This window comes from Azohydromonas sediminis, assembly GCF_003574675.1.
Lineage (GTDB): Bacteria > Pseudomonadota > Gammaproteobacteria > Burkholderiales > Burkholderiaceae_C > Calidifontimicrobium > Calidifontimicrobium sediminis.
Map to the genome: position 1 here is coordinate 172,085 of NZ_QOAZ01000001.1, position 22,774 is coordinate 194,858.

The following is a 22,774-nucleotide window of genomic DNA, read 5'->3' on the forward strand; positions in this document are numbered from 1 at the left end:
TCTCGGCCCCGCCCCTGCCCCTTCACCCGTCCAGGAGACCGCCATGTACCGCATGCTGATCGCCACCGTGCTTGCCGCGCTGACCTTCGCCGCGCAAGCCACCGTCGACATCAACAAGGCCTCGCAGGCCGAGCTCGAGACCGTCAAGGGCATCGGGCCCGCGATGTCGGAGCGCATCCTCGAAGAGCGCAAGAAGGGCCCGTTCAAGGACTGGAGCGACCTCATCGTCCGCGTCAAAGGGATCGGCGACGGCAACGCCGCGCGCTTCTCGTCGGCCGGCCTGACGGTCTCCGGCAGCGCCTACGCGGCGGCGCCGAAGGACAAGCCTGCCGCCGCGCCGAAAGCCGACGCCAAGCGCTGACGCCGCCAGCGCGGCCCGCCGGGGCCGGCGGCGCGATCAATGCAACGCGTCGGCCTCGGGCTCGTACACCAGGCGTGCGCCACCACCGGTGCAGCGCCGCCACCGCTCCAGCGCGGCATCGCTGGGAAAGAAGCGCGCCGCCTCGCCGAGATCGAGTTCGGCGACGGCGCGTTCGCGCTGCAGCAGCAGGCGCACCGTCAATCCCTGCACGAGGTCGCCGTCGTCGGTCGCGACGCGTCGTGCCGGGAACTCCTTCAGCAGCTCGGCCACCGGTGGCGTGTGGCCGTTGACGGCCACGCGCAGGTAGCGTGCGAAGCGGCAGCGCGCCGTGGGCAGGTCCCACAGCTGGTTGACGTTCAAGCGCAGGCCACCGCCGAAGCGGTCGGGCTGCACGCGCCCCTGCACGATGACGAGTTCGTCGTCGCGCAGCACGTCGCGCATCGCGTCGAGGAGCTCTTCGCTGGCCACCGTCTCGATCGTCGCGCTGCCATCGTCGAGCTTGAAGATCGCGACGCGCCCGCGCTGGCCGTTGACGATGCGCAGGTCGGCGACGATGCCGGCCACGAGCTGCGGCTCGCGCGTGTCGACGAGGTCGGCGATGCGCCGGCGCACGAACTGCCGCACCTCGGCCTCGCACGCATCGAACAGATGCCCCGACAGGTAGAAGCCCAGCGCGGTGCGCTCGAGCAGCAGCTTCTCGCGCACGCCCCACGGCTCGGCGGCGACCAGCGGCGGCTCGCGCGTGCTCGCCGCGGTGTCGTCGGCGCCGAAGTCGAACAGCCCGGCCTGGTGCGCGTTGGCCTCCTGCGTCTCGGCCCAGTCGAACGCGAGGCCGACGCTGGCCAGCGCCGACGCACGGTCGGGGTGCAGCGCGTCGAACGCACCGCCCTTGATCAGCGCCTCGACGACGCGCTTGTTGACGCGCTGGCGGTCCACGCGCGCGGCGAAGTCGAACAGGCTGCGAAACGGCCCGCGCTCGGCGCCGCGGGGGCCGGCGCCCTGCCCTTCGCGCGCGGCGACGATGGCTTCGATCGCGCCCTGCCCCGTGCCCTTGATCGCGCCGAGGCCGTAGCGGATGCGCTTCGGCCCCACCGGCTCGAAGCGGTAGGTGCCGGCGTTGACGTCGGGCGGGTCGAACGACACGCCGAACTGCCGCGCGTCGTTCCACAGCACGTGCAGCTTGTCGGTGTCGTCGAGCTCGATCGTCATGTTGGCCGCGTAGAACTCGGCCGGGTGGTGCACCTTGACCCACGCCGTGTGGTACGCGAGCAGCGAGTACGCGGCGGCGTGGCTCTTGTTGAAGCCGTAGCCGGCGAACTTCTCCATCAGGTCGAAGATCTCGTCGGCCTTGGCCTGGTCGATGCCGTTCTGGGCCGCACCGGCGCGGAAGGTCTCGCGGTGCTTGGCCATCTCCTCGGGCTTCTTCTTGCCCATCGCGCGGCGCAGCAGGTCGGCGCCGCCGAGCGAGTAGCCGCCCAGGATCTGCGCGACCTGCATCACCTGTTCCTGGTAGACCATGATCCCGTAGGTCTCGGCCAGCACCGGTTCGACGAGCGGGTGCGGGTACTCGACCGGCTCGCGCCCGTGCTTGCGCGCGACGAAGCTCGGGATCAGGTCCATCGGCCCCGGGCGGTACAGCGCGTTCAGGGCGATCAGGTCCTCGAGCCGGCTCGGCTTGGCCTCGCGCAGCATGCGCTGCATGCCCGGCGATTCGAACTGGAACACCGCCTCGGTCAGGCCGTCGGAGAACAGCCGGTAGACCTGCGCGTCGTCGAGCGGGATGCGCTCGTAGGCGAAGTCCTTCCTGGCCGCATCGCCGGCGACGATGAACTCCTTGGCCAGCTCGAGGATCGTCAGCGTCGCGAGGCCCAGGAAATCGAACTTGACCAGCCCGATCGCCTCGACATCGTCCTTGTCGAACTGGCTCACCGCGCTGTCGCTGCCGGGCTGCTGGTACAGCGGGCAGAAGTCAGTGATCTTGCCGGGCGCGATCAGCACGCCGCCGGCGTGCATGCCGATGTTGCGCACGATGCCCTCGACGCGCGTGGCCAGCGCGAGCAGCTCGGCCACTTCCTCGTCGGCGGCCTCGCGACGGTCGATCTCGGGCTCTTCCTTGCGCGCGTAGATCAGCCCCGGGTCGGGCTTGTCGGGCAGCTTGGCCAGCGTCACCGTCTTGCCGGGCGGCGCCGGGATCAGCTTGGCGATGCTGTCGACGTGGCCGTAGCCCATCCCGAGCACGCGGCCGACGTCGCGCAGCGCGGCCTTCGCCGCCATCGTGCCGAAGGTCGCGATCTGGCTCACCGCATCGCGGCCGTACTTGGCCTTGACGTAGTCGATCACGCGCTCGCGGTTGGCCTGACAGAAGTCGATGTCGAAGTCGGGCATCGACACGCGCTCGGGGTTCAGGAAGCGCTCGAACAGCAGCTTGTAGCGCAGCGGGTCGAGGTCGGTGATCGCCAGCGCGTACGCCACCAGCGAGCCCGCCCCCGAGCCGCGTCCGGGGCCCACCGGGCAGGCGTTGGCCTTGGCCCACGTGATGAAGTCGGAGACGATCAGGAAGTAGCCCGGAAAGCCCATCTTCACGATCGTCGCGATCTCGAACTCGAGCCGCTCGACGTAGCGCGGCCGCTGCCGCTCGCGCTCGGCCGCATCGGGGTACAGCGCGGCCAGCCGCTGCTCGAGCCCCTCGAACGAGCGCTGGCGGAAGTACGCCTCGATCGGCATGCGGCTGCCGTCGGGCAGCACGGGTGTCGGGAAGTCGGGCAGCTGAGGCTTGCCGAGCGTGAGCGTCAGGTTGCAGCGCTTCGCGATCTCGAGCGTGTTGGCCAGCGCCGACGGCACGTCGGCGAACAGCTCGCGCATCTGCGCCGCGCTCTTGAAGTGCTGCTCGCGCGTGAAGCGGCGCACGCGCCGCGGGTTGGCGAGCGTCTCCCCTTCGGCGATGCACACGCGCGCCTCGTGTGCGTCGAAGTCGTCGGGCTCGAGGAACTGCACCGGGTGCGTGGCCACCACCGGCAGCCCGAGCTCGGCCGCCAGCGGCACCGCGGCGCGCACGTGGGCCTCGTGGGTCGGCAAGCCGGCGCGCTGCAGCTCGAGGTAGAAGCGGCGCGGAAACAGCGCCGCGAGGTGGCGCGCGATCGCCGCGGCGCGGCGCGCATCGCCTGCGAGCAGCGCCGCGCCGACGGCGCCGCCGTCGGCGCCCGACAGCGCGATCAGACCGCCGCCGAGCTCGGCCAGCCACTCCCACTTGACCCAGGCCTGCGTGCGCTGCACGTTGGTCGTCCACGCGCGCGAGAGCAGTTCGCACAGGTGCAGGTAGCCGCTGCGGTCCTGCACCAGCACGAGCAGCCGGCTGGGCTGCTTGTCACCGCCCGCGCCGGGCACGAGCCCGTCGGGCAGCGGCTCCATCCACAGGTCGGCGCCGAGGATCGGCTTGACACCAGCGCCGCGGCACGCCTTGTAGAACTTGACCGCACCGAACAGGTTCGCGAGGTCCGTCAGCGCCAGCGCCGGCTGACCGTCGGCCCGCGCGGCGGCGGCGGCGGCATCGTCGATGCGCAGCGTGCCGTCGACGACCGAGTATTCGCTGTGCAGGCGCAGGTGGACGAACGACATCGCGGGCATTGTAGGCAGCCGCACCCACGCGGCCCCGAACGTGCCCGCTGCGCTGCCCTGCACCTCAGGCCACGATAATGCGCCGACATGCCGGGGCCGCAGGGCCTCGGCACGCCAGTAGTTGCGACCTCAACGAACGACTCCCATGCAGACTCGAATCGCCGCATCCCTTGCTCTTTGCGCCTCCGTCGTGCTGGGCGGCTGCGCCACCGTCGTCAACGACTCCACGCACCCGCTGAAGATCGAAACGCAGACCGCGGACGGGACGTTCGTCACCGGTGCCGAATGCGCGCTGACCAACGACTACGGCACCGTCACGACGAAGTCGGGATCGACGGTCCAGGTGCGGCGGTCGAGCAAAGACCTGGACATCGTGTGCAAGCATTCCGGCCAGCCCGACGCCAACGCGCGGGCCATCTCGCGTGCCAACGCCGGGATGTTCGGCAACATCATCCTCGGTGGCGGCATCGGCGCGATCATCGACCACAACAAGGGGACCGCCTACACGTACCCCACGTGGATGCAGCTCGTGTTCGGCAAGACGCTGATCTTCGATCGCAGCGCCGAGAAGGAAGGCCTGCCGACGCCGGGCACCGAACCCACGCCCACGGCAGCGACGAGCAAGTGAAGGCCACCGCGGCCGCGCGGGCATGGCCTGCCCGTCACAGCAGCACGATGTCGTACTGCTCCGGGTTCATCGACGGCTCGGCCGACAGCGAGATCGGCTTGCCGATGAACTCCGACAGGCCCGCCAGGTGCGGGCTCTCCTCGTCGAGCAGCATCTCGACCACCGCCGGGCTCGCGACGACGCGGAACTCCTTCGGGTCGAACTGGCGCGCCTCGCGCAGGATCTCGCGCAGGATGTCGTAGCACACGCTGCGCGCGGTCTTGACCTGGCCGCGGCCGCCGCAGGTCGGGCACGGCTCGCACAGCATGTGCGCCAGGCTCTCGCGCGTGCGCTTGCGCGTCATCTCGACCAGCCCGAGCTGCGTGAAGCCGCCGACCGTGACCTTGGTGCGGTCGCGCGCGAGCTGCTTGCGGAACTCGGCGAGCACCGCGGCCTGGTGCTCTTCGCGGCTCATGTCGATGAAGTCGACGATGATGATGCCGCCGAGGTTGCGCAGCCGCAGCTGGCGCGCGATCGCGCCGGCGGCCTCGAGGTTGGTCTTGAAGATCGTGTCGTCGAAGTTGCGCGCGCCGACGAAGCCGCCGGTGTTGACGTCGATCGTCGTCAGTGCCTCGGTCTGGTCGATGATCAGGTAGCCGCCACTCTTGAGGTCGACGCGGCGCGCCAGCGCCTTCGCGATCTCGTCGTCGACGTTGTACAGGTCGAACACGGGGCGCTCGCCCTGGTAGTGCTGCAGCTTGCCGACCGCCCCTGGCGTGTAGGCGCGGCCGAAAGCGAGCAGGTGCTCGTACTGCAGCTTCGAGTCGATGCGGATCGTCTGCGTGTGCTCGTCGGCGAGGTCGCGCAGCACGCGCTCGGCCAGCGTCAGGTCCTGGTGCAGCAGCGTGCCCGGCGGCTGCGACAGCGCGCGCTGGCGGATCGCGGCCCAGGTCTTGCGCAGGTAGGCGATGTCGTCGGCGAGTTCGGCGTCGGTGGCGTCCTCGGCGTTCGTGCGCAGGATGAAGCCGCCTGCGGCGCTGCCGTCTGGCGTGGCGGCCAGCGCCTGCACGCGCGCGCGCAGCTGCTCGCGCAGCTCGTGCGAGCCGATGCGCTGCGAGATGCCGATGTGCTTGTCCTGCGGCAGGAACACGAGCAGCCGCCCGGCGATGCTGATCTGCGTCGACAGCCGCGCGCCCTTGGTGCCGATCGGGTCCTTGATGACCTGCACCGTCAGCGTCTGCCCCTCGAAGACCTGCTTCTCGATCGGCAGCGGCACACCGCCGCCGTTGCCGTCGCTGCGTGCACCGAACAGGTCGGCCACGTGCAGGAACGCGGCGCGCTCGAGCCCGATGTCGACGAAGGCGCTTTGCATGCCCGGCAGCACGCGCGCGACCTTGCCGAGGTAGATGTTGCCGACCAGCCCGCGCTCGAGCGCGCGCTCGAGGTGCAGTTCCTGCACGGCGCCGTTCTCGACGACGGCCACGCGCGTTTCCTGCGGCGTCCAGTTGATCAGGATGTCTTGCATGCCGGCATGGTAGCCGCGCGGCGCTCAGGCTTTCCAGCCGCTTTCGGCCAGCAGGCGGTCGACCTCGAACAGCGGCAGCCCCATGATGCCGCTGTAGCTGCCGTCGATGTGCTCGGTCCAGCGCGCGGCGCCGCTCTGGATCGCGTAGGCACCGGCCTTGCCCATCGGCTCGCCGCTGGCGACGTAGGCGTCGATCTCGGCCGGTGTCAGCGCGCGCCAGCGCACGTGCGAGATGCTCAGCGCCGCGTGCACGCGCGGCACGGCGAGCGGGTCGGCGTCGGGCCACGCGAGCGCGACGGCGGTCAGCACGCGGTGCGTGCGCCCCGACAGGCGCGCGAGCATCGCGCGCGCGTCGGCGGCGTCGGCCGGCTTGCCGAGCACCTGGCGGCCGAGCGCGACGGTGGTGTCGGCCGCGAGCACCGGCGCCGGCGGCAGCGCGCGGCGGCGCCAGCGCGCCAGCGCCGCGTCGAGCTTGGCGCGCGTGACGCGCACCACGTAGTCCTCGGGCGCTTCGCCGGGGCGTTCGGCCTCGAGCGCCTCGGCGTCTTCGTCGGCGTCGGGCAGCAGCAGTTCTTGCGGCACGCCGATCTGCGCGAGCAGCTGGCGCCGGCGCGGGCTCTGCGACGCGAGGTAGACGAAGCCGGCGCTCATTCGCGGTGATACGGGTGGCCGGCACCGAGCGACCACGCGCGGTACAGCGCCTCGGCGAGCAGCACGCGCACGAGCGCGTGCGGCAGCGTCAGGTCCGACAGGCGCAGCGTCTCGTCGGCGCCGGCGACGAGCGTGTCGTCGAGCCCGTCGGGGCCGCCGATCACGAACGCGACGTCACGGCCGTCGCCCTTCCAGAACGCGAGCCGCTGCGCGAGCTGCGCCGTCGTCACGCGCTGACCGTGCTCGTCGAGGACGACGCGCCGCGCGCCCTTGGGCAGCGCGGCCGCGATGCGCTGCGCCTCGGCGGCCTTCAGCGCCGCCACCGGCTTGCCGCCGCTGCGCGGCTCGGCTTTCAGCGCCTTCAGCTCGAGGCGCATCTCGGGCGGGAAGCGCCTGGCGAAGTCGTCCCACGCCGCGTCGGCCCACGCGGGCTGGCGCTGGCCGATCGCGACCACCACCAGACGCACCGTCGCCCGCCTGCCGCGTGCGGCGCTTCAGCGCCTGCGCGTGCCGGCCGCCTTCGCGCCGACGCGCACCGTCTTCACCGGCGTCTTCACCGGGGTCTTCGCCGCCGACTTGGCGGCCGCTGTCTTGCGCGGCGCCGTCTTGCCGGCGGCGGACCGGGCGCGCGCCCGCCCGGCGGCTGCCGCGGTCCGCTTGGCCGCCGGCGCCTTGGCTGCCGGCGCTTTGGCCGCCTTCGTCTTGGCCGCCGGCGGTTCGCCCGCGGGTTGCCGCGCCGGCTTCGTGGCCGTCTTTGCCGCGGTCTTGGCCCCCGTCTTTGCCGCGGTCTTCGCAGCGCGCTTCCCGGCCGGCTTTTCGGCGTGCTCGTCCACCGGTGCCGACTGCTGCGGCGACGCCTCGCCCGCCTTCGGCAACCCGCGCGCGGCGCCGCCGAGCTTGACGCGCACCGGCTTGCCGCCCCAGATCTCCTCGAGGTGGTAGTAGTCGCGGATCGCCGGCTGCATGATGTGGCACACCGCGGCGCCGCAGTCGACGATGATCCACTCGCCGTTGTCCTCGCCCTCGGTACGCAGCACGGGCATGCCGCGCGCCTTGACCGTCTCGCGCACGCTGCTGGCCAGCGCCTTCGTCTGCCGGTTGCTCGTGCCCGACGCGATGATCACGCGCTCGAACAGCGGCGACAGGTGCTCGGTGTTGAAGACGACGATGTTCTGCGCCTTGACGTCCTCGAGGCCGTCGACGATGGCGCGTTGCAGCTTGCGGATGTCCATTCAGCTCCTGGCAGGCAGTGGGGTCGAAGGGCGGTACAGGTGGTGACGTTCGATGTAGGCGGCTACGGCCGCGCCGACGTGGGCACGCAGGTCGGCGCCGCGCGCGGCGGCGTCGCGCACCGCGGTCGACGACACGGCCACCGGGGGCATGTCGATCGCGACCATGCGGTGCGCGACGCCGGCCAGTTCGGCCGGCGCCTGCGGCGGCGCGCCCTCGCGGCCGGCGACCGCGAGCGTGACCGCGTCGAGCAGCTCGCGCCAGCGGTGCCAGGTGTGCAGCCGCGCGTACTGGTCCTGCCCGACGACGAGGAACAGGTCGGCGTCGGGCCGCTCGCGCCGCAGCGCGAGCACGGTGTCGACGGTGTAGCTCGGCCCGGCACGCCGGATCTCGATATCGTCGACGCGCATGCGCGCCTCGCCGTCGACGAGCGCGTGCACCATCGCGAGCCGGTCGGCGGCGGGGGCGAGCACGCGCCCGGCCTTCTGCCACGGCGCGCCGGCAGGCACCCAGCGCAGCTCGTCGAGCGCGAGCTGGTCGCGCGCCGCGCGCGCCAGCGCGAGGTGCCCCAGGTGCGGCGGATCGAAGGTGCCGCCGAGCAGGCCGAGCCGCAGCACCTTGCTCACGCGAGGGGCGGCAGTGCGGGCGCCCGGCAGCGGCTAGGTCGCAGGCTCACTCGGCCGCCCAGTCCCGCGGGCGCAGGAAGTCGGTGTACAGCCGCGCCTCGGGCGTGCCCGGCTGCGGGTGCCAGTCGTAGCGCCACTTCACGACAGGCGGCATCGACATCAGGATGCTCTCGGTGCGCCCGCCCGACTGCAGGCCGAACAGCGTGCCGCGGTCGAACACGAGGTTGAACTCGACGTAGCGTCCGCGCCGGTAGGCCTGGAAGTCGCGCTCGCGCTCGCCGTACGGCGTGTCGCGGCGCGCGCGCACGATCGGCAGGTACGCGTCGACGAAGGCGTCGCCGACCGCGCGCGTCATCGCGAAGCTGCCCTCGAAGCCGAGCTCGGCGAAGTCGTCGAAGAACACCCCGCCGATGCCGCGCGGCTCGCCGCGGTGCTTGAGGAAGAAGTACTCGTCGCACCAGCGCTTGAAGCGCGGGTACTTGTCGTCGCCGAACGGTGCCAGCGCGTCGCGGCAGGTGCGGTGGAAGTGGCGCGCGTCGTCCTCGACGCCGTAGTACGGCGTCAGGTCCATGCCGCCGCCGAACCAGAACACCGGCTCGCGACCGGCGGGCAGCGCGGCGAACATGCGCACGTTCATGTGCACGGTGGGCACGTGCGGGTTGCGCGGGTGGAACACGAGCGACACGCCCAGCGCCTCGAAAGGCGCGCCGGCCAGCTCGGGGCGGTGCGCGCTCGCCGACGGCGGCAGCGACTGCCCCTTGACGTGGCTGAAGTTGCAGCCGGCACGCTCGAAGAGCTGCCCCTCCTCGACGAGGCGCGTCAGCCCGTCGCCTTCGAGGCGGCCGCCGGGCTCGCGCGTCCAGCCGTCGCTGACGAAGGGCTTGCCGTCCTCGGCCTGGAACGTCGTGATGATGCGTTCCTGCAGGCCGAGCAGGTAGCGGCGCACGGAAGCGATGTCGGGCGTCATGGGCGGTTCGGTGAAGCCAGGGCCGCACGATACCCCTGCCCGCCGTCGAAGTGACGCGCGATGCCCGCCGGGCGGGCGGCTGCGTCGCCAGCGAGCCACAGGGCGGCAGGCCCGCCGAACGGACGGCCGGCGGCACCCCTGCGCGCCGGCACAGGTGGTGTGCGCATCAGCGCGGCTTGATCGCGCGGTGGCCGATGTCGGTGCGCCACTGCGCGCCGTCGAAGTGGATCGGGCGCAGCGCCTCGTAGGCACGCTGCTGCGCGACCTTGACCGACTCGCCGAGCGCCGTCACGCACAGCACGCGCCCGCCGCTGGTGACGATGCGCCCGTCGGCATCGCGCGCGGTGCCGGCGTGGAACACCATCGTGTCGGCGTCAGCGGCATCGCGCGGCGCCGGCAGGCCCTCGATCACGTCGCCCTTGCGCGGCTCGAGCGGGTAGCCGTGCGCCGCCATCACGACGCCGAGCGCGGCGCGACGGTCCCAGTGCAGCTCGATCTGGTCGAGCGTGCCGTTGGCTGCGTGCAGCAGCACGTCGGCGAGGTCGCTCTTGAGCCGCATCAGGATCACCTCGGCCTCGGGGTCGCCGAGGCGGGCGTTGAACTCGACGGTCTTCGGCCGGCCCTCGGCGTCGATCATCAGCCCGGCGTAGAGGAAGCCGGTGAACGGCGCGCCGTCCTTGGCCATGCCGGCGATCGTCGGCAGGATGATCTCGTGCATCACTTTCGCGTGCACGTTGGGCGTGACGACCGGCGCCGGCGAATACGCGCCCATGCCGCCGGTGTTGGGCCCGCGGTCGCCGTCGAGCAGGCGCTTGTGGTCCTGGCTGGAGGCCAGCGGCAGCACCGACTTGCCGTCGGTCAGCACGATGAAGCTCGCCTCCTCGCCGAAGAGGAATTCCTCGATCACGACGCGCGCGCCGTCGGCGTTGTGCACGACGCCGAGCTTGTTGTCGAGCAGCATGAAGTCGATCGCCTCGTGCGCCTCGGCCACCGTCGTCGCGACGACGACGCCCTTGCCGGCGGCCAGGCCGTCGGCCTTGACGACGATCGGCGCGCCGTGCTGGTCGACGTGGGCGTGCGCCGCCGCGGCGTCGGAGAACGTCGCGTGGCGCGCGGTGGGAATGCCGTGGCGCTGCATGAACGCTTTGGCGAACGCCTTCGAGCTCTCGAGGCGCGCGGCCGCCTGCGTCGGCCCGACGATGCGCAGGCCGCGCGCGCGGAACGCGTCGACGATGCCCAGCGCCAGCGGCGCCTCGGGGCCGACCACCGTCAGCCCGATGCCCGCGGCCTGCGCGAAGTCGGCCAGGCTCGGCACGTCGGTCAGCGCGACGTTGTGCAGCCGCGCGTCGAGCGCGGTGCCGCCATTGCCCGGGGCGACGAACACCTGCTGCACCTTCGGCGACTGCGCGAGCCGCCACGCCAGCGCGTGCTCGCGCCCGCCGCTGCCGACCACCAGCATCTTCATCGGCGCCTCACGCCTCGTCGCCGAGGTCGGCGTTGTGGTAGACCTCCTGCACGTCGTCGAGGTCCTCGAGCGCGTCGAGCAGCTTGCGCATGCGCTGCGCGTCTTCACCGGTGAGCTCGACGGTGTTCTCGGCACGCATCGTCACCTCGGCGACCTCGGGCTTCAGTCCCGCGGTCTCGAGGCGCTCCTTGACGGCTTCGAAGTCGCCCGGCGCGGTCAGCACCTCGATCGAGCCGTCGTCGCCCGTGATCACGTCGTCGGCGCCGGCGTCGAGCGCGACTTCCATCACCTTGTCCTCGCTCGTGCCGGGCGCGAACACCAGCTGGCCGCAGTGGCGGAACTGGAACGCCACCGAGCCCTCGGTGCCGAGGTTGCCGCCGTGCTTGCTGAACGCGTGGCGCACCTCGGCGACGGTGCGCACGCGGTTGTCGGTCATGCAGTCGACGATGATCGCCGCCCCACCGATGCCGTAACCCTCGTAGCGCACCTCATCGTAGGTCACGCCCTCGAGGTTGCCGGTGGCCTTGTCGATGTTGCGCTTGATCGTGTCGGCCGGCATGTTGGCCGCCTTGGCCTTCTCGATCGCCAGCCGCAGCCGCGGGTTGGCGGCCGGGTCACCGCCGCCCTGGCGGGCGGCGACCATGATCTCGCGGATCACGCGCGTCCAGATCTTGCCGCGCTTCTCGTCCTGGCGCCCCTTGCGGTGCTGGATGTTGGCCCACTTCGAATGTCCGGCCATGATGCTGAGCACACCTCCGTCGATGGCCGCGATTCTATCGGCGCGCCCCCGCGCGTCCGGGGCGCGCGCCGGGCCTTGGCGCGGCCGCTTCCCCTAGACTGGCGCCGTCATCCGCCGACGGAGCCCCGCGATGCCCGAGCCGATCCTCCTCGCCAAGCACGGCGACATCGAATGCCACCTGCTGCCCGCGCTGGCCAACCGCCACGGGCTGATCACGGGTGCGACCGGCACCGGCAAGACGGTGACGCTGCAGAAGATGGCCGAGAGCTTCAGCGTGATCGGCGTGCCGGTGTTCATGGCCGACGTCAAGGGCGACCTCGCCGGCATCAGCCAGCGCGGCACGCTGCCCGAGAAGGTGGCCAAGGTGCTCGCCGACCGCGGGCTGCCGATGCCCACGCCGACGTCGTGCCCGGCGACGCTGTGGGACGTGTTCGGCGAGCAGGGCCACCCGGTGCGCGCGACCGTCTCCGACATGGGGCCGCTGCTGCTCGCGCGCATGCTGGGCCTGAACGACACGCAGTCGGGCGTGCTGAACCTCGTGTTCAAGATCGCCGACGACAGCGGGCTGCTGCTGCTCGACCTGAAGGACTTGCGCGCGATGCTGCAGCACGTGGGCGACAACGCCAAGCAGTTCACGACCGCCTACGGCAACATCAGCGCGGCCAGCGTCGGCGCGATCCAGCGCGGGCTGCTGCAGCTCGAGGAACAGGGCGGCGACAAGTTCTTCGGCGAGCCGATGCTCGACATCGCCGACCTGATGCAGACCGAGGGCGGCAAGGGCGTCGTCAACATCCTCGCTGCCGACCGGCTGATGACGTCGCCGCGGCTGTACGCGACGTTCCTGCTGTGGATGCTGTCGGAGCTGTTCGAGCAGCTGCCCGAGGTCGGCGACCTCGACAAGCCCAAGCTCGTCTACTTCTTCGACGAGGCGCACCTGTTGTTCACCGACGCGCCGAAGGCGCTCGTCGAGCGCATCGAGCTCGTCGTGCGCCTGGTGCGCAGCAAGGGCGTGGGCGTGTACTTCGTGACGCAGAACCCGCTGGACATCCCCGACACCGTGCTCGGCCAGCTCGGCAACCGCGTGCAGCACGCGCTGCGCGCGTTCACGCCGCGCGACCAGAAGGCGGTCAAGGCGGCGGCGAGCACGATGCGCGCGAACCCGAAGCTCGACGTCGAGACGGCGATTACCGAGCTCGCGGTCGGCGAGGCGCTCGTGAGCCTGCTCGACGAGAAGGGCCGCCCCGGCGTCACGCAGCGCGTCTACGTGCTGCCGCCGGGCAGCCGCATCGGACCGATCACGGCGCAGGAGCGGCAGGCGCTGATCGCGAACTCGCTGGTGGCCGGCGTCTACGAGAAGACGGTCGACCGCGAGTCGGCGTACGAGATGCTGCGCCAGAAGGCCGAGGCCTCGCTCGCGGCCGCCGAGCCGGCGAAGCCGGCCGGCGCGGCGGGCGGTGCGCCCGGCGGCGCCGCCGGCGTGCTCGGCGGCCTCGGCGACGTGCTGTTCGGCAGCACCGGCCCGCGCGGCGGGCGGCGCGAGGGCATGCTCGAGGCGGCCGCCAAGTCGGCCGTGCGCACGATGGGCACGACGGTGGGCCGCGAAATCATCCGCGGCGTGCTCGGCAGCCTGCTCGGCGGGCGGCGGCGCTGACGCCCGCGCGATGCGGCGCGCCATTGCCGTGCTCGCCGCGCTCGCCGTCGCACTGCCGCTGGCGCTGCTGGCGGCTGGGCAGCTCGGCGCGCTGCGCGGCACGCCGCCGACGGACCTCGGCGTGCGCGACGGCCGCCTGAAGCCGCCGTCCGCAACCCCGAACAGCGTGAGCAGCCAGGCCGCACTCCACCCCGACCACCCGCGCCGCGAGCAGGCGCTCATCGACCCGCTGCCGGCCATCGACGGCGACGCGCGCGCAACGATCGCGTGGCTCGCCGCGCATCTCGAGACACGGCCCGACGCGCGCATCGTCGAGCGGCGCGGCGACTACCTGCGCGTCGAGTTCACGACGCGCTGGCTGAAGTTCGTCGACGACGCCGAGTTCTGGGCCGACGGTGCGGCCGGCGTCGTGCAGGTGCGCTCGGCTTCGCGGCTCGGCCACAGCGACCTCGGCGTGAACCGGCAGCGCATCGAGGCGCTGCGCGCGCAGCTCGCGCAGGCTGCCGCGGGCCGCACGGCGGCCGACGAGGCCGGCCCGCCAGGGGCCGGTCGATAGAATCGGTGCGACCCTTGTTGCACCCTCGCCGGCGAGCGCCGAAGACCACCCCATGTCCGCCCCCGATTCCGCCAAGCACGCGAGCAACTTCCTGCGCCAGATCATCGAGCGCGACCTCGCCGAAGGCCGGCTCGCCGGGCGACTGTTCGCCGGCACGCCCGGCGACGGCACGCACCACGCCGCGAGCGGCCGCGCCGACCCGGCGCGCATCCGCACGCGCTTCCCGCCCGAGCCCAACGGCTACCTGCACATCGGCCACGCGAAGAGCATCTGCCTGAACTTCGGGCTCGCGCGCGACTACGGTGGCGTGTGCCACCTGCGCTTCGACGACACCAACCCCGAGAAAGAAGAGCAGGAGTACGTCGACGCGATCGTCGACGCCGTGCGCTGGCTCGGCTGGAGCTGGGAGGCCCACGGCGTCTCTCACCTTTTCTACGCCAGCGACTACTTCGACGTGATGTACCGCGGCGCCGAGTACCTCGTCGAGACCGGCCACGCCTACGTCGACGAGCAGACGCCCGAGCAGATGCGCGCCAGCCGCGGCGACTTCACGACGCCCGGCACCGACAGCCCGTACCGCTATCGCAGCCCCGAGGAGAACCTCGCGCGCCTGCGCGAGATGCGCGCCGGCAAGCATCCCGACGGCGCGATGGTGCTGCGCGCGAAGATCGACATGGCGCACCCGAACATCAACCTGCGCGACCCGACGATCTACCGCATCAAGCACGCGCGGCACCACAACACGGGCGACCGGTGGTGCATCTACCCGATGTATTCGTACGCGCACCCGATCGAGGACGCGCTCGAGAACGTCACGCACAGCATCTGCACGCTCGAGTTCGAGGACCAGCGCCCGTTCTACGACTGGACGCTGGAACGCCTGGTGCCGGTGCTGCGCGCGCCGCAGTTCGCGCGCGCGAAGGCGCTGGTCGAGAAGATCGCCGCCAGCGGCGTCGAGGCGGGCAAGGAGTTCGCGCTCGCGTGCCACAACCATGCCGCCAAGCTGGGGCCGAGCGCGCCCGAGGGCGAGATGCGGGCGCTGTTCGTGCGCTGGGAGCACGACCGCGACGCCGTGCTGCGCGACCTGCCGGCGTTCTTCGCGCTGCTGAAGGCGCACATGCGCCAGTTCACGCCGCTGCTCGAGCACGCGCTGCGCGCACACCTGCCCGAGCCGTTCGAACTGCCGCACCAGTACGAATTCGCGCGGCTGAACCTGACCGGCGTCGTCACCAGCAAGCGCAAGCTGCGCCAGCTCGTCGACGAGAGAATCGTCGACGGCTGGGACGACCCGCGCATGCCCACGCTCGTGGGTCTCCGCCGCCGGGGCTACACGCCGTCGTCGATCCGCATGTTCGCCGAGCGCATCGGCGTGTCGAAGGCCGACAGCTGGATCGAGTATGGCGTGCTCGAGCAGGCGCTGCGCGACGACCTCGAAGGCCGCGCGCCGCGCGCGATGGCAGTGCTCGACCCGATCCCGCTCGCGCTGACGAACTGGGCCGAGGTGTTCGGCAGCGAGGCGCACATCGAGCCGTGCAGCGCGCCCGGCCACCCGCAGCGTCCCGAGCTCGGCGCGCGCTCGTTCGGCCTCGGGCGCGAGGTGTGGATCGAGCGCGACGACTTCGCCGCCGAGCCGCCGAAGGGCTTCCACCGCCTGTACCCCGGCAACGCGGTGCGGCTGAAGTACGGCGTCGTCGTCGAGTGCACCGGCTTCGAGACCGGCAGCGACGGCCGCGTCGCGAAGGTGCTCGCGCGCGTCGTGCCCGACACCAAGAGCGGCACGCCCGGTGCCGACCGCGTCAAGGTCAAGGGCGTGATCACGTGGGTCGGCGCGCACGACGCACTCGCGGCCACCGTCAACCTTTACGAGCCGCTGTTCACCGAGGCGCAGCCTGACGCCGGCGGGCGCGACTTCCACACCGTGCTGAACCCCGACAGCCGCCGCACCGTCACCGCCTGGGTCGAGCCGTCGCTCGCCGCCGCCGAGCCCGAGGACCACTTCCAGTTCGAGCGCCACGGCTACTTCGTCGCCGACCGCATCGAGCACCGCCGCGAGCGGCCGGTGTTCAACCGCATCACCGGGCTGAAGGACGGCTGGGCGCGGTGAGCGCGAGCCGGCGCCCGGCGGCGTGATGCGGCTCGCGCAGCTGCTGTTCAGCCAGGGCTTCGGCACGCGCCGCGAGTGCGCGGCACTGGTGGCCGCCGGCGAGGTGCGCGTCGGCGGGCGCGTCGTCGACGACCCCGACGCCGAGGTCGAGCCGGAAGGCCTCGAGTTCAGCGTCCGAGGCGAGCGCTGGACGTACCGTGAGCGCGCCGTCGTCGTGCTGCACAAGCCCGCGGGCTTCGAGTGCTCGCTCCAGCCGCGACACCACCCGAGCGTGATGAGCCTGCTGCCCGCTGCGCTGCGCCGGCGCGGCGTGCAGCCGGTGGGCCGCCTCGACGTCGACACCACCGGCTTGCTGCTGCTGACCGACGACGGCGCGCTGCTGCACCGGCTCACGTCGCCGAAGCGGCACGTCGCGAAGGTCTACGAGGTGACGACCAAACACGCCGCCACACCGGCGCTGGCGCGGCGCCTCGTCGACGGTGTGCAGCTCGTCGACGAGCCGCGGCCGGTGCGTGCCGCCGCCTGCGAGGCCACAGGCCCGCACACGCTGCGGCTCGTGCTGACCGAAGGCAAGTACCACCAGGTCAAGCGCATGGTCGCCGCGGCCGGCAACCGCGTCGAAGCGCTGCACCGCGGCGCGTTCGGCGCCGTCGTGCTCGGCGATCTCGCGCCGGGCCAGTGGCGCTACGCGACCGCGCACGAGGAGGCGCTGCTCGACGCGCCTCGATAATCGGGCGATGCGCATCTTCCGCGGCGTCCACCATCGCGAGCTCGCCGACAGCGCCGGCTGCGCACTGACGATCGGCAACTTCGACGGCGTGCACCGCGGCCACCAGGCGATGCTCGCGCTGCTGACGAACGAGGCGCGCCACCGCGGCGTGCCCAGCTGCGTGCTGACCTTCGAGCCGCACCCGCGCGACTTCTTCGCCGCGCGCGCCGGTCGCCCCGAACTCGCGCCGGCGCGCATCGCGACGCTGCGCGACAAGCTCGCCGAGCTGCGCCGCTGCGGCATCGACCGCGCCGTCGTGCTGCGCTTCGACGCGCGGCTGGCGGCGCTGTCGCCCGAGGCCTTCGTCGACGAGGTCCTCGTGCGGGGCCTGAAGGCGCGCTACGTGCTCGTCGGCGACGACTTCCGTTACGGCGCGAAGCGCGCCGGCGACTACGCGACGCTCGACGCCGCCGGCGAGCGCCAGGGCTTCGAGGTCGCGCGCATGCTCAGCTACGAGGTGCACGGCGAGCGCGTCTCGAGCTCGGCGGTGCGCGACGCGCTGGCTGCCGGCGACATGGGGCGCGCGGCGGCACTGCTCGGGCGGCCGTACACCGTCAGCGGCCACGTCGTGCACGGCGCCAAGCTCGGTCGAGCGCTCGGCGAGAGCGCCGCCGGCGCCGGCGACGGCTTTCGCACGCTGAACCTGCGCTTCGCGCACCCGCGCCCGGCGGCGGGCGGCATCTTCGTCGTGCGCGTGCTCGGGCTGGCGCCGCAGCCGCTGCCGGGGGTCGCGAGCCTGGGCGTGCGCCCGACCGTCGACGACTCGGGGCGCGTGCTGCTCGAGGTGCACTGCCTCGCGTGGCCGCTGGGCGCCGCGGAGGCCTACGGCCGGCTGGTGCAGGTCGAGCTGCTGCACAAGCTGCACGACGAGCGCCACTACGCATCGCTGGCGGCGCTGCGCGACGGCATCGCCGCCGACGTCGCCGACGCGCGGCGCTGGTGGGCCGCGCACGGCCCGGCCACCGCGGCGGCGTCATGAAGTGGCGCCGGTAGAATCGGTCGCGATGGCTTCGTACCTCGTGCCCCGGCCCGAGCAGCGCGTGCGCAGCGGCACGCGCCGGCAGACCACGCGCGATCGAATTCGGCCGCCGGGCCCCTGACGCCGCCACGGGCTGCGGCTCGCCGCCGGCCCGCGCCCTCCTCCTCGCCGAGAGCGCCCTGCCAGGGGCGCCGCCGACCATGAGCGACCCGACCCCCCCGTCCACGGACTACCGCGCCACGCTGAACCTGCCCGACACGCCGTTCCCGATGCGCGGCGACCTCGCCAAGCGCGAGCCGGCGTGGGTCAGGCAGTGGAACGAGCAAGGCGTCTACAAGCAGCTGCGCGACGCGCGCCGCCACGCGCCCAAGTTCATCCTGCACGACGGCCCGCCGTACGCCAACGGCCAGATCCACATGGGGCACGCCGTCAACAAGGTGCTCAAGGACATGATCGTCAAGGCGCGGCAGCTCGCCGGTTTCGATGCGCAGTACGTGCCCGGCTGGGACTGCCACGGACTGCCGATCGAGAACGCGATCGAGAAGGCGCACGGCCGCGGCCTGAGCCGCGACGAGATGCAGGCCAAGAGCCGCGCCTACGCGACCGAGCAGATCGCGCAGCAGATGGCCGACTTCCAGCGTCTGGGCGTGCTCGGCGACTGGCAGCACCCGTACCGCACGATGGACCCCGCCAACGAGGCCGGCGAGATCCGCGCGTTCAAGCGCGTGATCGAGCGCGGCTTCGTCTACCGCGGGCTCAAGCCCGTGTACTGGTGCTTCGACTGCGGCTCGTCGCTCGCCGAATTCGAGATCGAGTACGCCGACAAGCAGAGCCAGACGCTCGACGTCGCGTTCCCCTGCGCCGAGCCCGACAAGCTGTTCGCCGCGTTCGGCACGACGCCGATCGCGAAGGACGCGTTCGCGGTGATCTGGACCACGACGGCGTGGACGATTCCGGCCAACCAGGCGCTGAACCTGAACCCGGCGCTCGAGTACGCGCTCGTCGACACCGAGCGCGGGCTGCTCGTGATGGCCGCGTCGCTCGTCGAGCGCTGCCTCGAGCGCTACGGCCTCGTCGGTGCCGTCGTCGCGACGACGGCGGGCGAGAAGCTCGGCGGTCTGAAGTTCCGCCACCCGCTGGCCGCGACGCACCCCGGCTACGACCGCGCGAGCCCGGTGCTGCTGGCCGACTACGCGACCGCCGACGAGGGCACCGGCATCGTCCACTCGGCGCCCGCGTACGGCATCGACGACTTCAACTCGTGCCGTGCGCACGGCATGGCGGTCGACGAGATCCTCAACCCGGTCGGCCCGCAGGGCCGCTACGCCGACGACTTCCCGCTGTTCGGCGGCCAGAACATCTGGAAGGCGGTGCCCGTCGTCATCGACGCGCTCAAGGCCGCCGGCCGGCTGATGGCGACCGGCCCGCTCACGCACAGCTACCCGCACTGCTGGCGCCACAAGAGCCCGGTGATCTACCGCGCGGCGGCGCAGTGGTTCATCCGCATGGACGAGGGCGACGGCGTCTTCACGAAGGACAAGGCGCCGAAGACGCTGCGCCAGATGGCGCTGGAAGCCATCGAGCACACGAAGTTCTACCCCGAGAACGGCCGCGCGCGGCTGCGCGACATGATCGCCAACCGCCCCGACTGGTGCATCAGCCGCCAGCGCAGCTGGGGTGTGCCGCTGCCGTTCTTCCTGCACAAGGACACCGGCGAGCTGCACCCGCGCACGATGGAAATCCTCGACCAGGCCGCCGACATCGTCGAGAAGGGCGGCATCGAAGCGTGGAGCCGGGTGAGCGCCGAAGAGATCCTCGGCCCCGACGACGCGAAGCACTACGTCAAGAGCAGCGACATCCTCGAGGTCTGGTTCGACAGCGGCTCGACCTTCTGGCACGTGCTGCGCGGCACGCACGCGAACCAGCACGGCAGCCTCGGCCACCACGACGAAGGCCCCGAGGCCGACCTCTACCTCGAAGGCCACGACCAGCACCGCGGCTGGTTCCACAGCTCGCTGCTGCTGGCCTGCGCGATCTTCGGGCGCGCGCCGTACCGCGGGCTGCTGACGCACGGCTTCACGGTCGACGCGCAGGGCCGCAAGATGAGCAAGTCGCTCGGCAACGGCATCGAGCCGCAGAAGGTCAGCTCGACCCTAGGCGCCGAGATCATCCGCCTGTGGGTTGCGGCCAGCGACTACTCGGGCGACATCGCCGGCGACGACAAGATCCTCGCGCGCGTCGTCGACGCCTACCGCCGCATCCGCAACACGCTGCGCTTCCTGCTCGCCAACACGAGCGACTTCGACCCGCAGAAGGACACGGTGCCCCTCGAGCAGATGCTCGAGATCGACCGCTGGGCGCTCGCGCGCGCAGAAGCCTTCCAGGCCGAGGTGCTGAAGCACTACGAGGTCTACGAGTTCCACCCCGTCGTCGCGAAGCTGCAGGTGTTCTGCTCGGAAGACCTCGGCGCGTTCTACCTCGACGTGCTGAAGGACCGCCTGTACACGACGGCCCCGAAGAGCCTCGCACGGCGCAGCGCGCAGACGGCGTTGTGGCAGATCACGCAGGCGATGCTGCGCTGGATGGCGCCGTTCCTGAGCTTCACCGCCGAGGAGGCGTGGGCGCTCATCGCGCCGGGCCAGGGTTCGATCTTCAAGCAGACGTACTGGACCTTCGCCGGCGTCGGTGCCGCGACCGACGCCGCGCTGCTGGCCAAGTGGCAGGCGATCCGCGACGTGCGCGACGCCGTCAACAAGGCGATCGAGGACGTTCGCGCTGCCGGCGGCGTTGGTTCGTCGCTGCAGGCCGAGGTCACGATCGCCGCGCCGCCCGAGATGCACGCGCTGCTGGCCTCGCTCGGCGACGACCTGAAGTTCGTGCTGATCACGTCGAAGGCCACGGTCGTGCCCGGTGACGCGCTCGCGGTGACGGTGACGCCGTCGCAGGCCACCAAGTGCGAGCGCTGCTGGCACTGGCGCGACGACGTTGGCCACGACGCCGCGCACCCGACGATCTGCGGCCGCTGCACGAGCAACCTGTACGGCGCCGGCGAGGCGCGCACGGTCGCCTGACCGTGGGCGGCAAGTCGTCGGCCGGCGGCGCCGGCCTCGTGTTCTGGCTCGCGCTGGCGGCCTTCGTCGTCGTGCTCGACCAGTTCACGAAGACGCTGATCCTGGGCGCGTTCGCGCACGGCGAGGTGCGCCCGGTGACGTCGTTCTTCAACCTCGTGCGCGTGCACAACACCGGCGCGGCGTTCAGCTTCCTCGCCGGCGCGTCGGGCTGGCAGCGCTGGTTCTTCGTCGGCATCGGCGTCGCGGCGTCGGCCTTCATCGTGTGGATGCTGAAGAAGCACCCGACGCAGACGCTGTTCTGCTTCGCGGTCACGATGATCCTCGGCGGCGCGGTCGGCAACGTCGTCGACCGCCTGCTGCACGGCTACGTCGTCGACTTCCTGCAGTTCCGCTTCGCGGTCCTCGAGCCGGTCTTCCGCGGCGGCTACTTCCCGAGCTTCAACCTCGCCGACAGCGCGATCACGGTGGGCGCCGCGAGCCTCGTGCTCGACGAGATCCTGCGCGTGCGCCGCGGGTGCTGAACGCGCCGCGGCGGCAGCGATGGCGCAACGGCACGTCGTGATCGTCGGCGGCGGCGTGATGGGTGCCGCCACCGCGTGCTTCCTCGCGCGCGACCACGGCGCCGCGGTGACGGTGCTCGAGCGCGACCCGACGTACGCACGCGCGTCGAGCGCGCTGTCGGCGAGCTCGATCCGCGTGCAGTTCTCGCAGCCGGTCAACATCGCGCTGTCGCGCTGGAGCCTGGCGTTCCTGCGCCGCGTCGGCGACGAGCTCGCGGTCGGCGGCGAGCGACCGGCGATCGGCCTCGTCGAGCCGGGCTACCTGTACCTCGCGACCGACGCCGGCGCCGGCGTGCTGCGGGCGAACCACGCGGTGCAGCAGCGCTGCGGTGCCGACGTCGCGCTGCTCGAGCCGGCCGCCCTGCGCGCGCGCTGGCCGTGGCTGCACACCGGCGACCTCGCGCTCGGCGCGCTCGGGCTGTCGACGCCCACGTCGGGCGAAGGCTGGTTCGACGGACCGGCACTCGCGCAGGCGCTGCGGCGCAAGGCGGCGGCGTGCGGCGCGCGCTTCGTCGCCGCCGAGGCGACCGGCTTCGACACCCGCGGCGACCGCGTGCACGCCGTGCGCACCGCCGATGGCGCGCGCGTGGCCGCCGACGCCGTCGTGATCACCGCCGGCGCGTGGTCGGCACCGCTGGCCGCGTGCCTCGGTGTCGAGCTGCCGGTGCGTGCGCGCAAGCGCGACGTGTTCGTGTTCGACGCGCCGACGACGCTGCCGGGTTGTCCGCTCGTCATCGACCCCTGCGGGCTGTGGTTCCGGCCCGAGGGGCGCGGCTTCCTGTGCGGCATGCCGCCGCGCGAACCGTGGCCGGGCGACCCCGACGAGCCGCCGCTGGAGGCGATCGACCACGGCCTGTTCGACGACGTGATCTGGCCCGCGCTCGCGCAACGCGTGCCGGCGTTCGAGGCGGTGCGGCGGCGTGCAGCGTGGGCCGGCTACTACGAGATGAACGTGTTCGACCACAACGGGCTGGCCGGCGCGCTGCCCGGCTGGTGCAACGCGTTCACCGCGTGCGGCTTCTCGGGTCACGGGATGCAGCAGGCGCCGGCGGTCGGCTGCGCGCTGGCGGCGCTGCTCGTCGGTGTACCGTCGCACGCGCCCGACCTCGCACCGCTGTCGCCGGCGCGCATCGCGCAAGGCCGTCCGTTGACCGAACGCAACGTCATCTGAGCCAGAGCCGGTGGACCGCAGGCACCGGCCGACGGATACTCTGACGTGGGGTCGGCATGTAGCGTTGCCGCTGCGCAGTCCCGGTGGGTGCCGGCCGGTCGCCACCCGTCGCCTGCCACACCTCGCG

The 22,774-nt window shown here is 72.2% G+C and carries 19 protein-coding genes; 10 read left to right on the forward strand and 9 right to left on the reverse strand.

The window, feature by feature from the left end:
- Positions 1 to 43 precede the first annotated feature (43 nt).
- On the forward strand, positions 44 to 361 hold the full coding sequence (locus DRV96_RS00810; RefSeq protein WP_119286619.1) for a ComEA family DNA-binding protein: 318 nt from the start codon (positions 44 to 46) through the stop codon (positions 359 to 361).
- 36 nt (positions 362 to 397) lie between these two features.
- Here the strand turns inward: DRV96_RS00810 and dnaE are convergent, their stop codons facing one another.
- Entirely contained in the window at positions 398 to 3,976 is a 3,579-nt protein-coding gene (gene dnaE, locus DRV96_RS00815; protein ID WP_119286622.1) for a DNA polymerase III subunit alpha, read from the reverse strand.
- Positions 3,977 to 4,121: 145 nt separating this feature from the next.
- Here dnaE and DRV96_RS00820 point away from each other — a divergent pair, with 145 nt between their 5' ends.
- Positions 4,122 to 4,604 (forward strand): hypothetical protein, encoded by a 483-nt coding sequence (locus DRV96_RS00820; protein ID WP_119286625.1) that lies wholly within the window; start codon positions 4,122 to 4,124, stop codon positions 4,602 to 4,604.
- Between the two features lie 34 nt (positions 4,605 to 4,638).
- Here the strand turns inward: DRV96_RS00820 and rng are convergent, their stop codons facing one another.
- The 8 genes from rng to DRV96_RS00860 form a co-directional block, all read right to left on the reverse strand.
- Positions 4,639 to 6,108 (reverse strand): ribonuclease G, encoded by a 1,470-nt coding sequence (gene rng, locus DRV96_RS00825; RefSeq protein WP_119286627.1) that lies wholly within the window; start codon positions 6,106 to 6,108, stop codon positions 4,639 to 4,641.
- 24 nt (positions 6,109 to 6,132) lie between these two features.
- Positions 6,133 to 6,759 carry a Maf family protein gene (locus DRV96_RS00830; protein ID WP_119286630.1) on the reverse strand — a complete coding sequence of 209 codons (627 nt, stop codon included), beginning with the start codon at positions 6,757 to 6,759 and terminating at the stop codon, positions 6,133 to 6,135.
- Positions 6,756 to 7,226, reverse strand: coding sequence for a 23S rRNA (pseudouridine(1915)-N(3))-methyltransferase RlmH (rlmH, locus tag DRV96_RS00835; RefSeq protein ID WP_119286632.1), 471 nt, complete (start codon positions 7,224 to 7,226; stop codon positions 6,756 to 6,758). The genes DRV96_RS00830 and rlmH overlap by 4 nt, the downstream gene beginning before the upstream one ends.
- Before the next feature lie 27 nt (positions 7,227 to 7,253).
- Entirely contained in the window at positions 7,254 to 7,991 is a 738-nt protein-coding gene (rsfS, locus tag DRV96_RS00840) for a ribosome silencing factor (RefSeq protein WP_119286634.1), read from the reverse strand.
- Positions 7,992 to 8,615 carry a nicotinate-nucleotide adenylyltransferase gene (gene nadD, locus DRV96_RS00845; RefSeq protein WP_119286636.1) on the reverse strand — a complete coding sequence of 208 codons (624 nt, stop codon included), beginning with the start codon at positions 8,613 to 8,615 and terminating at the stop codon, positions 7,992 to 7,994.
- 46 nt (positions 8,616 to 8,661) lie between these two features.
- Positions 8,662 to 9,582 (reverse strand): oxygen-dependent coproporphyrinogen oxidase, encoded by a 921-nt coding sequence (gene hemF / locus DRV96_RS00850; RefSeq protein WP_119286638.1) that lies wholly within the window; start codon positions 9,580 to 9,582, stop codon positions 8,662 to 8,664.
- A 166-nt stretch (positions 9,583 to 9,748) separates the two neighbouring features.
- Positions 9,749 to 11,047, reverse strand: a complete 1,299-nt coding sequence (gene purD, locus DRV96_RS00855; RefSeq protein ID WP_119286640.1) for a phosphoribosylamine--glycine ligase — start codon at positions 11,045 to 11,047, stop codon at positions 9,749 to 9,751.
- A 7-nt stretch (positions 11,048 to 11,054) separates the two neighbouring features.
- Positions 11,055 to 11,786, reverse strand: a complete 732-nt coding sequence (locus tag DRV96_RS00860) for a YebC/PmpR family DNA-binding transcriptional regulator (protein ID WP_119286642.1) — start codon at positions 11,784 to 11,786, stop codon at positions 11,055 to 11,057.
- A gap of 130 nt (positions 11,787 to 11,916) precedes the next feature.
- Here DRV96_RS00860 and DRV96_RS00865 point away from each other — a divergent pair, with 130 nt between their 5' ends.
- The 8 genes from DRV96_RS00865 to DRV96_RS00900 all read left to right on the forward strand — a co-directional run bounded on the left by DRV96_RS00865 (position 11,917) and on the right by DRV96_RS00900 (position 22,647).
- Positions 11,917 to 13,437 carry a helicase HerA-like domain-containing protein gene (locus DRV96_RS00865; protein WP_119286645.1) on the forward strand — a complete coding sequence of 507 codons (1,521 nt, stop codon included), beginning with the start codon at positions 11,917 to 11,919 and terminating at the stop codon, positions 13,435 to 13,437.
- A 10-nt stretch (positions 13,438 to 13,447) separates the two neighbouring features.
- Entirely contained in the window at positions 13,448 to 13,993 is a 546-nt protein-coding gene (locus DRV96_RS00870; protein ID WP_119286646.1) for a DUF1499 domain-containing protein, read from the forward strand.
- Positions 13,994 to 14,045: 52 nt separating this feature from the next.
- On the forward strand, positions 14,046 to 16,097 hold the full coding sequence (locus DRV96_RS00875) for a glutamine--tRNA ligase (RefSeq protein WP_119286648.1): 2,052 nt from the start codon (positions 14,046 to 14,048) through the stop codon (positions 16,095 to 16,097).
- 25 nt (positions 16,098 to 16,122) lie between these two features.
- Complete coding sequence (locus DRV96_RS00880; protein ID WP_119286650.1) at positions 16,123 to 16,827, forward strand: pseudouridine synthase; 705 nt, start codon at positions 16,123 to 16,125, stop codon at positions 16,825 to 16,827.
- Positions 16,828 to 16,834: 7 nt separating this feature from the next.
- Entirely contained in the window at positions 16,835 to 17,845 is a 1,011-nt protein-coding gene (locus DRV96_RS00885) for a bifunctional riboflavin kinase/FAD synthetase (RefSeq protein ID WP_119286652.1), read from the forward strand.
- A 200-nt stretch (positions 17,846 to 18,045) separates the two neighbouring features.
- Positions 18,046 to 20,916, forward strand: coding sequence for an isoleucine--tRNA ligase (ileS, locus tag DRV96_RS00890; RefSeq protein ID WP_119286654.1), 2,871 nt, complete (start codon positions 18,046 to 18,048; stop codon positions 20,914 to 20,916).
- Between the two features lie 2 nt (positions 20,917 to 20,918).
- The gene (gene lspA, locus DRV96_RS00895; protein ID WP_119286656.1) at positions 20,919 to 21,437 is read left to right on the forward strand and encodes a signal peptidase II; all 519 of its coding nucleotides are present in this window, start codon (positions 20,919 to 20,921) and stop codon (positions 21,435 to 21,437) included.
- A 19-nt stretch (positions 21,438 to 21,456) separates the two neighbouring features.
- Positions 21,457 to 22,647, forward strand: a complete 1,191-nt coding sequence (locus tag DRV96_RS00900) for an NAD(P)/FAD-dependent oxidoreductase (protein WP_119286659.1) — start codon at positions 21,457 to 21,459, stop codon at positions 22,645 to 22,647.
- The last annotated feature ends 127 nt before the right edge of the window (positions 22,648 to 22,774 follow it).

Bases quoted from the DNA above. Each gene is read 5' to 3' on its own strand.
- DRV96_RS00810 (WP_119286619.1), top strand. From the start codon at position 44: ATGTACCGCATGCTGATCGCCACCGTGCTTGCCGCGCTGACCTTCGCC.
- dnaE (WP_119286622.1), bottom strand. From the start codon at position 3,976: ATGTCGTTCGTCCACCTGCGCCTGCACAGCGAATACTCGGTCGTCGAC.
- DRV96_RS00820 (WP_119286625.1), top strand. From the start codon at position 4,122: ATGCAGACTCGAATCGCCGCATCCCTTGCTCTTTGCGCCTCCGTCGTG.
- rng (WP_119286627.1), bottom strand. From the start codon at position 6,108: ATGCAAGACATCCTGATCAACTGGACGCCGCAGGAAACGCGCGTGGCC.
- DRV96_RS00830 (WP_119286630.1), bottom strand. From the start codon at position 6,759: ATGAGCGCCGGCTTCGTCTACCTCGCGTCGCAGAGCCCGCGCCGGCGC.
- rsfS (WP_119286634.1), bottom strand. From the start codon at position 7,991: ATGGACATCCGCAAGCTGCAACGCGCCATCGTCGACGGCCTCGAGGAC.
- hemF (WP_119286638.1), bottom strand. From the start codon at position 9,582: ATGACGCCCGACATCGCTTCCGTGCGCCGCTACCTGCTCGGCCTGCAG.
- purD (WP_119286640.1), bottom strand. From the start codon at position 11,047: ATGAAGATGCTGGTGGTCGGCAGCGGCGGGCGCGAGCACGCGCTGGCG.
- DRV96_RS00860 (WP_119286642.1), bottom strand. From the start codon at position 11,786: ATGGCCGGACATTCGAAGTGGGCCAACATCCAGCACCGCAAGGGGCGC.
- DRV96_RS00865 (WP_119286645.1), top strand. From the start codon at position 11,917: ATGCCCGAGCCGATCCTCCTCGCCAAGCACGGCGACATCGAATGCCAC.
- DRV96_RS00870 (WP_119286646.1), top strand. From the start codon at position 13,448: ATGCGGCGCGCCATTGCCGTGCTCGCCGCGCTCGCCGTCGCACTGCCG.
- DRV96_RS00875 (WP_119286648.1), top strand. From the start codon at position 14,046: ATGTCCGCCCCCGATTCCGCCAAGCACGCGAGCAACTTCCTGCGCCAG.
- DRV96_RS00880 (WP_119286650.1), top strand. From the start codon at position 16,123: ATGCGGCTCGCGCAGCTGCTGTTCAGCCAGGGCTTCGGCACGCGCCGC.
- DRV96_RS00885 (WP_119286652.1), top strand. From the start codon at position 16,835: ATGCGCATCTTCCGCGGCGTCCACCATCGCGAGCTCGCCGACAGCGCC.
- ileS (WP_119286654.1), top strand. From the start codon at position 18,046: ATGAGCGACCCGACCCCCCCGTCCACGGACTACCGCGCCACGCTGAAC.
- DRV96_RS00900 (WP_119286659.1), top strand. From the start codon at position 21,457: ATGGCGCAACGGCACGTCGTGATCGTCGGCGGCGGCGTGATGGGTGCC.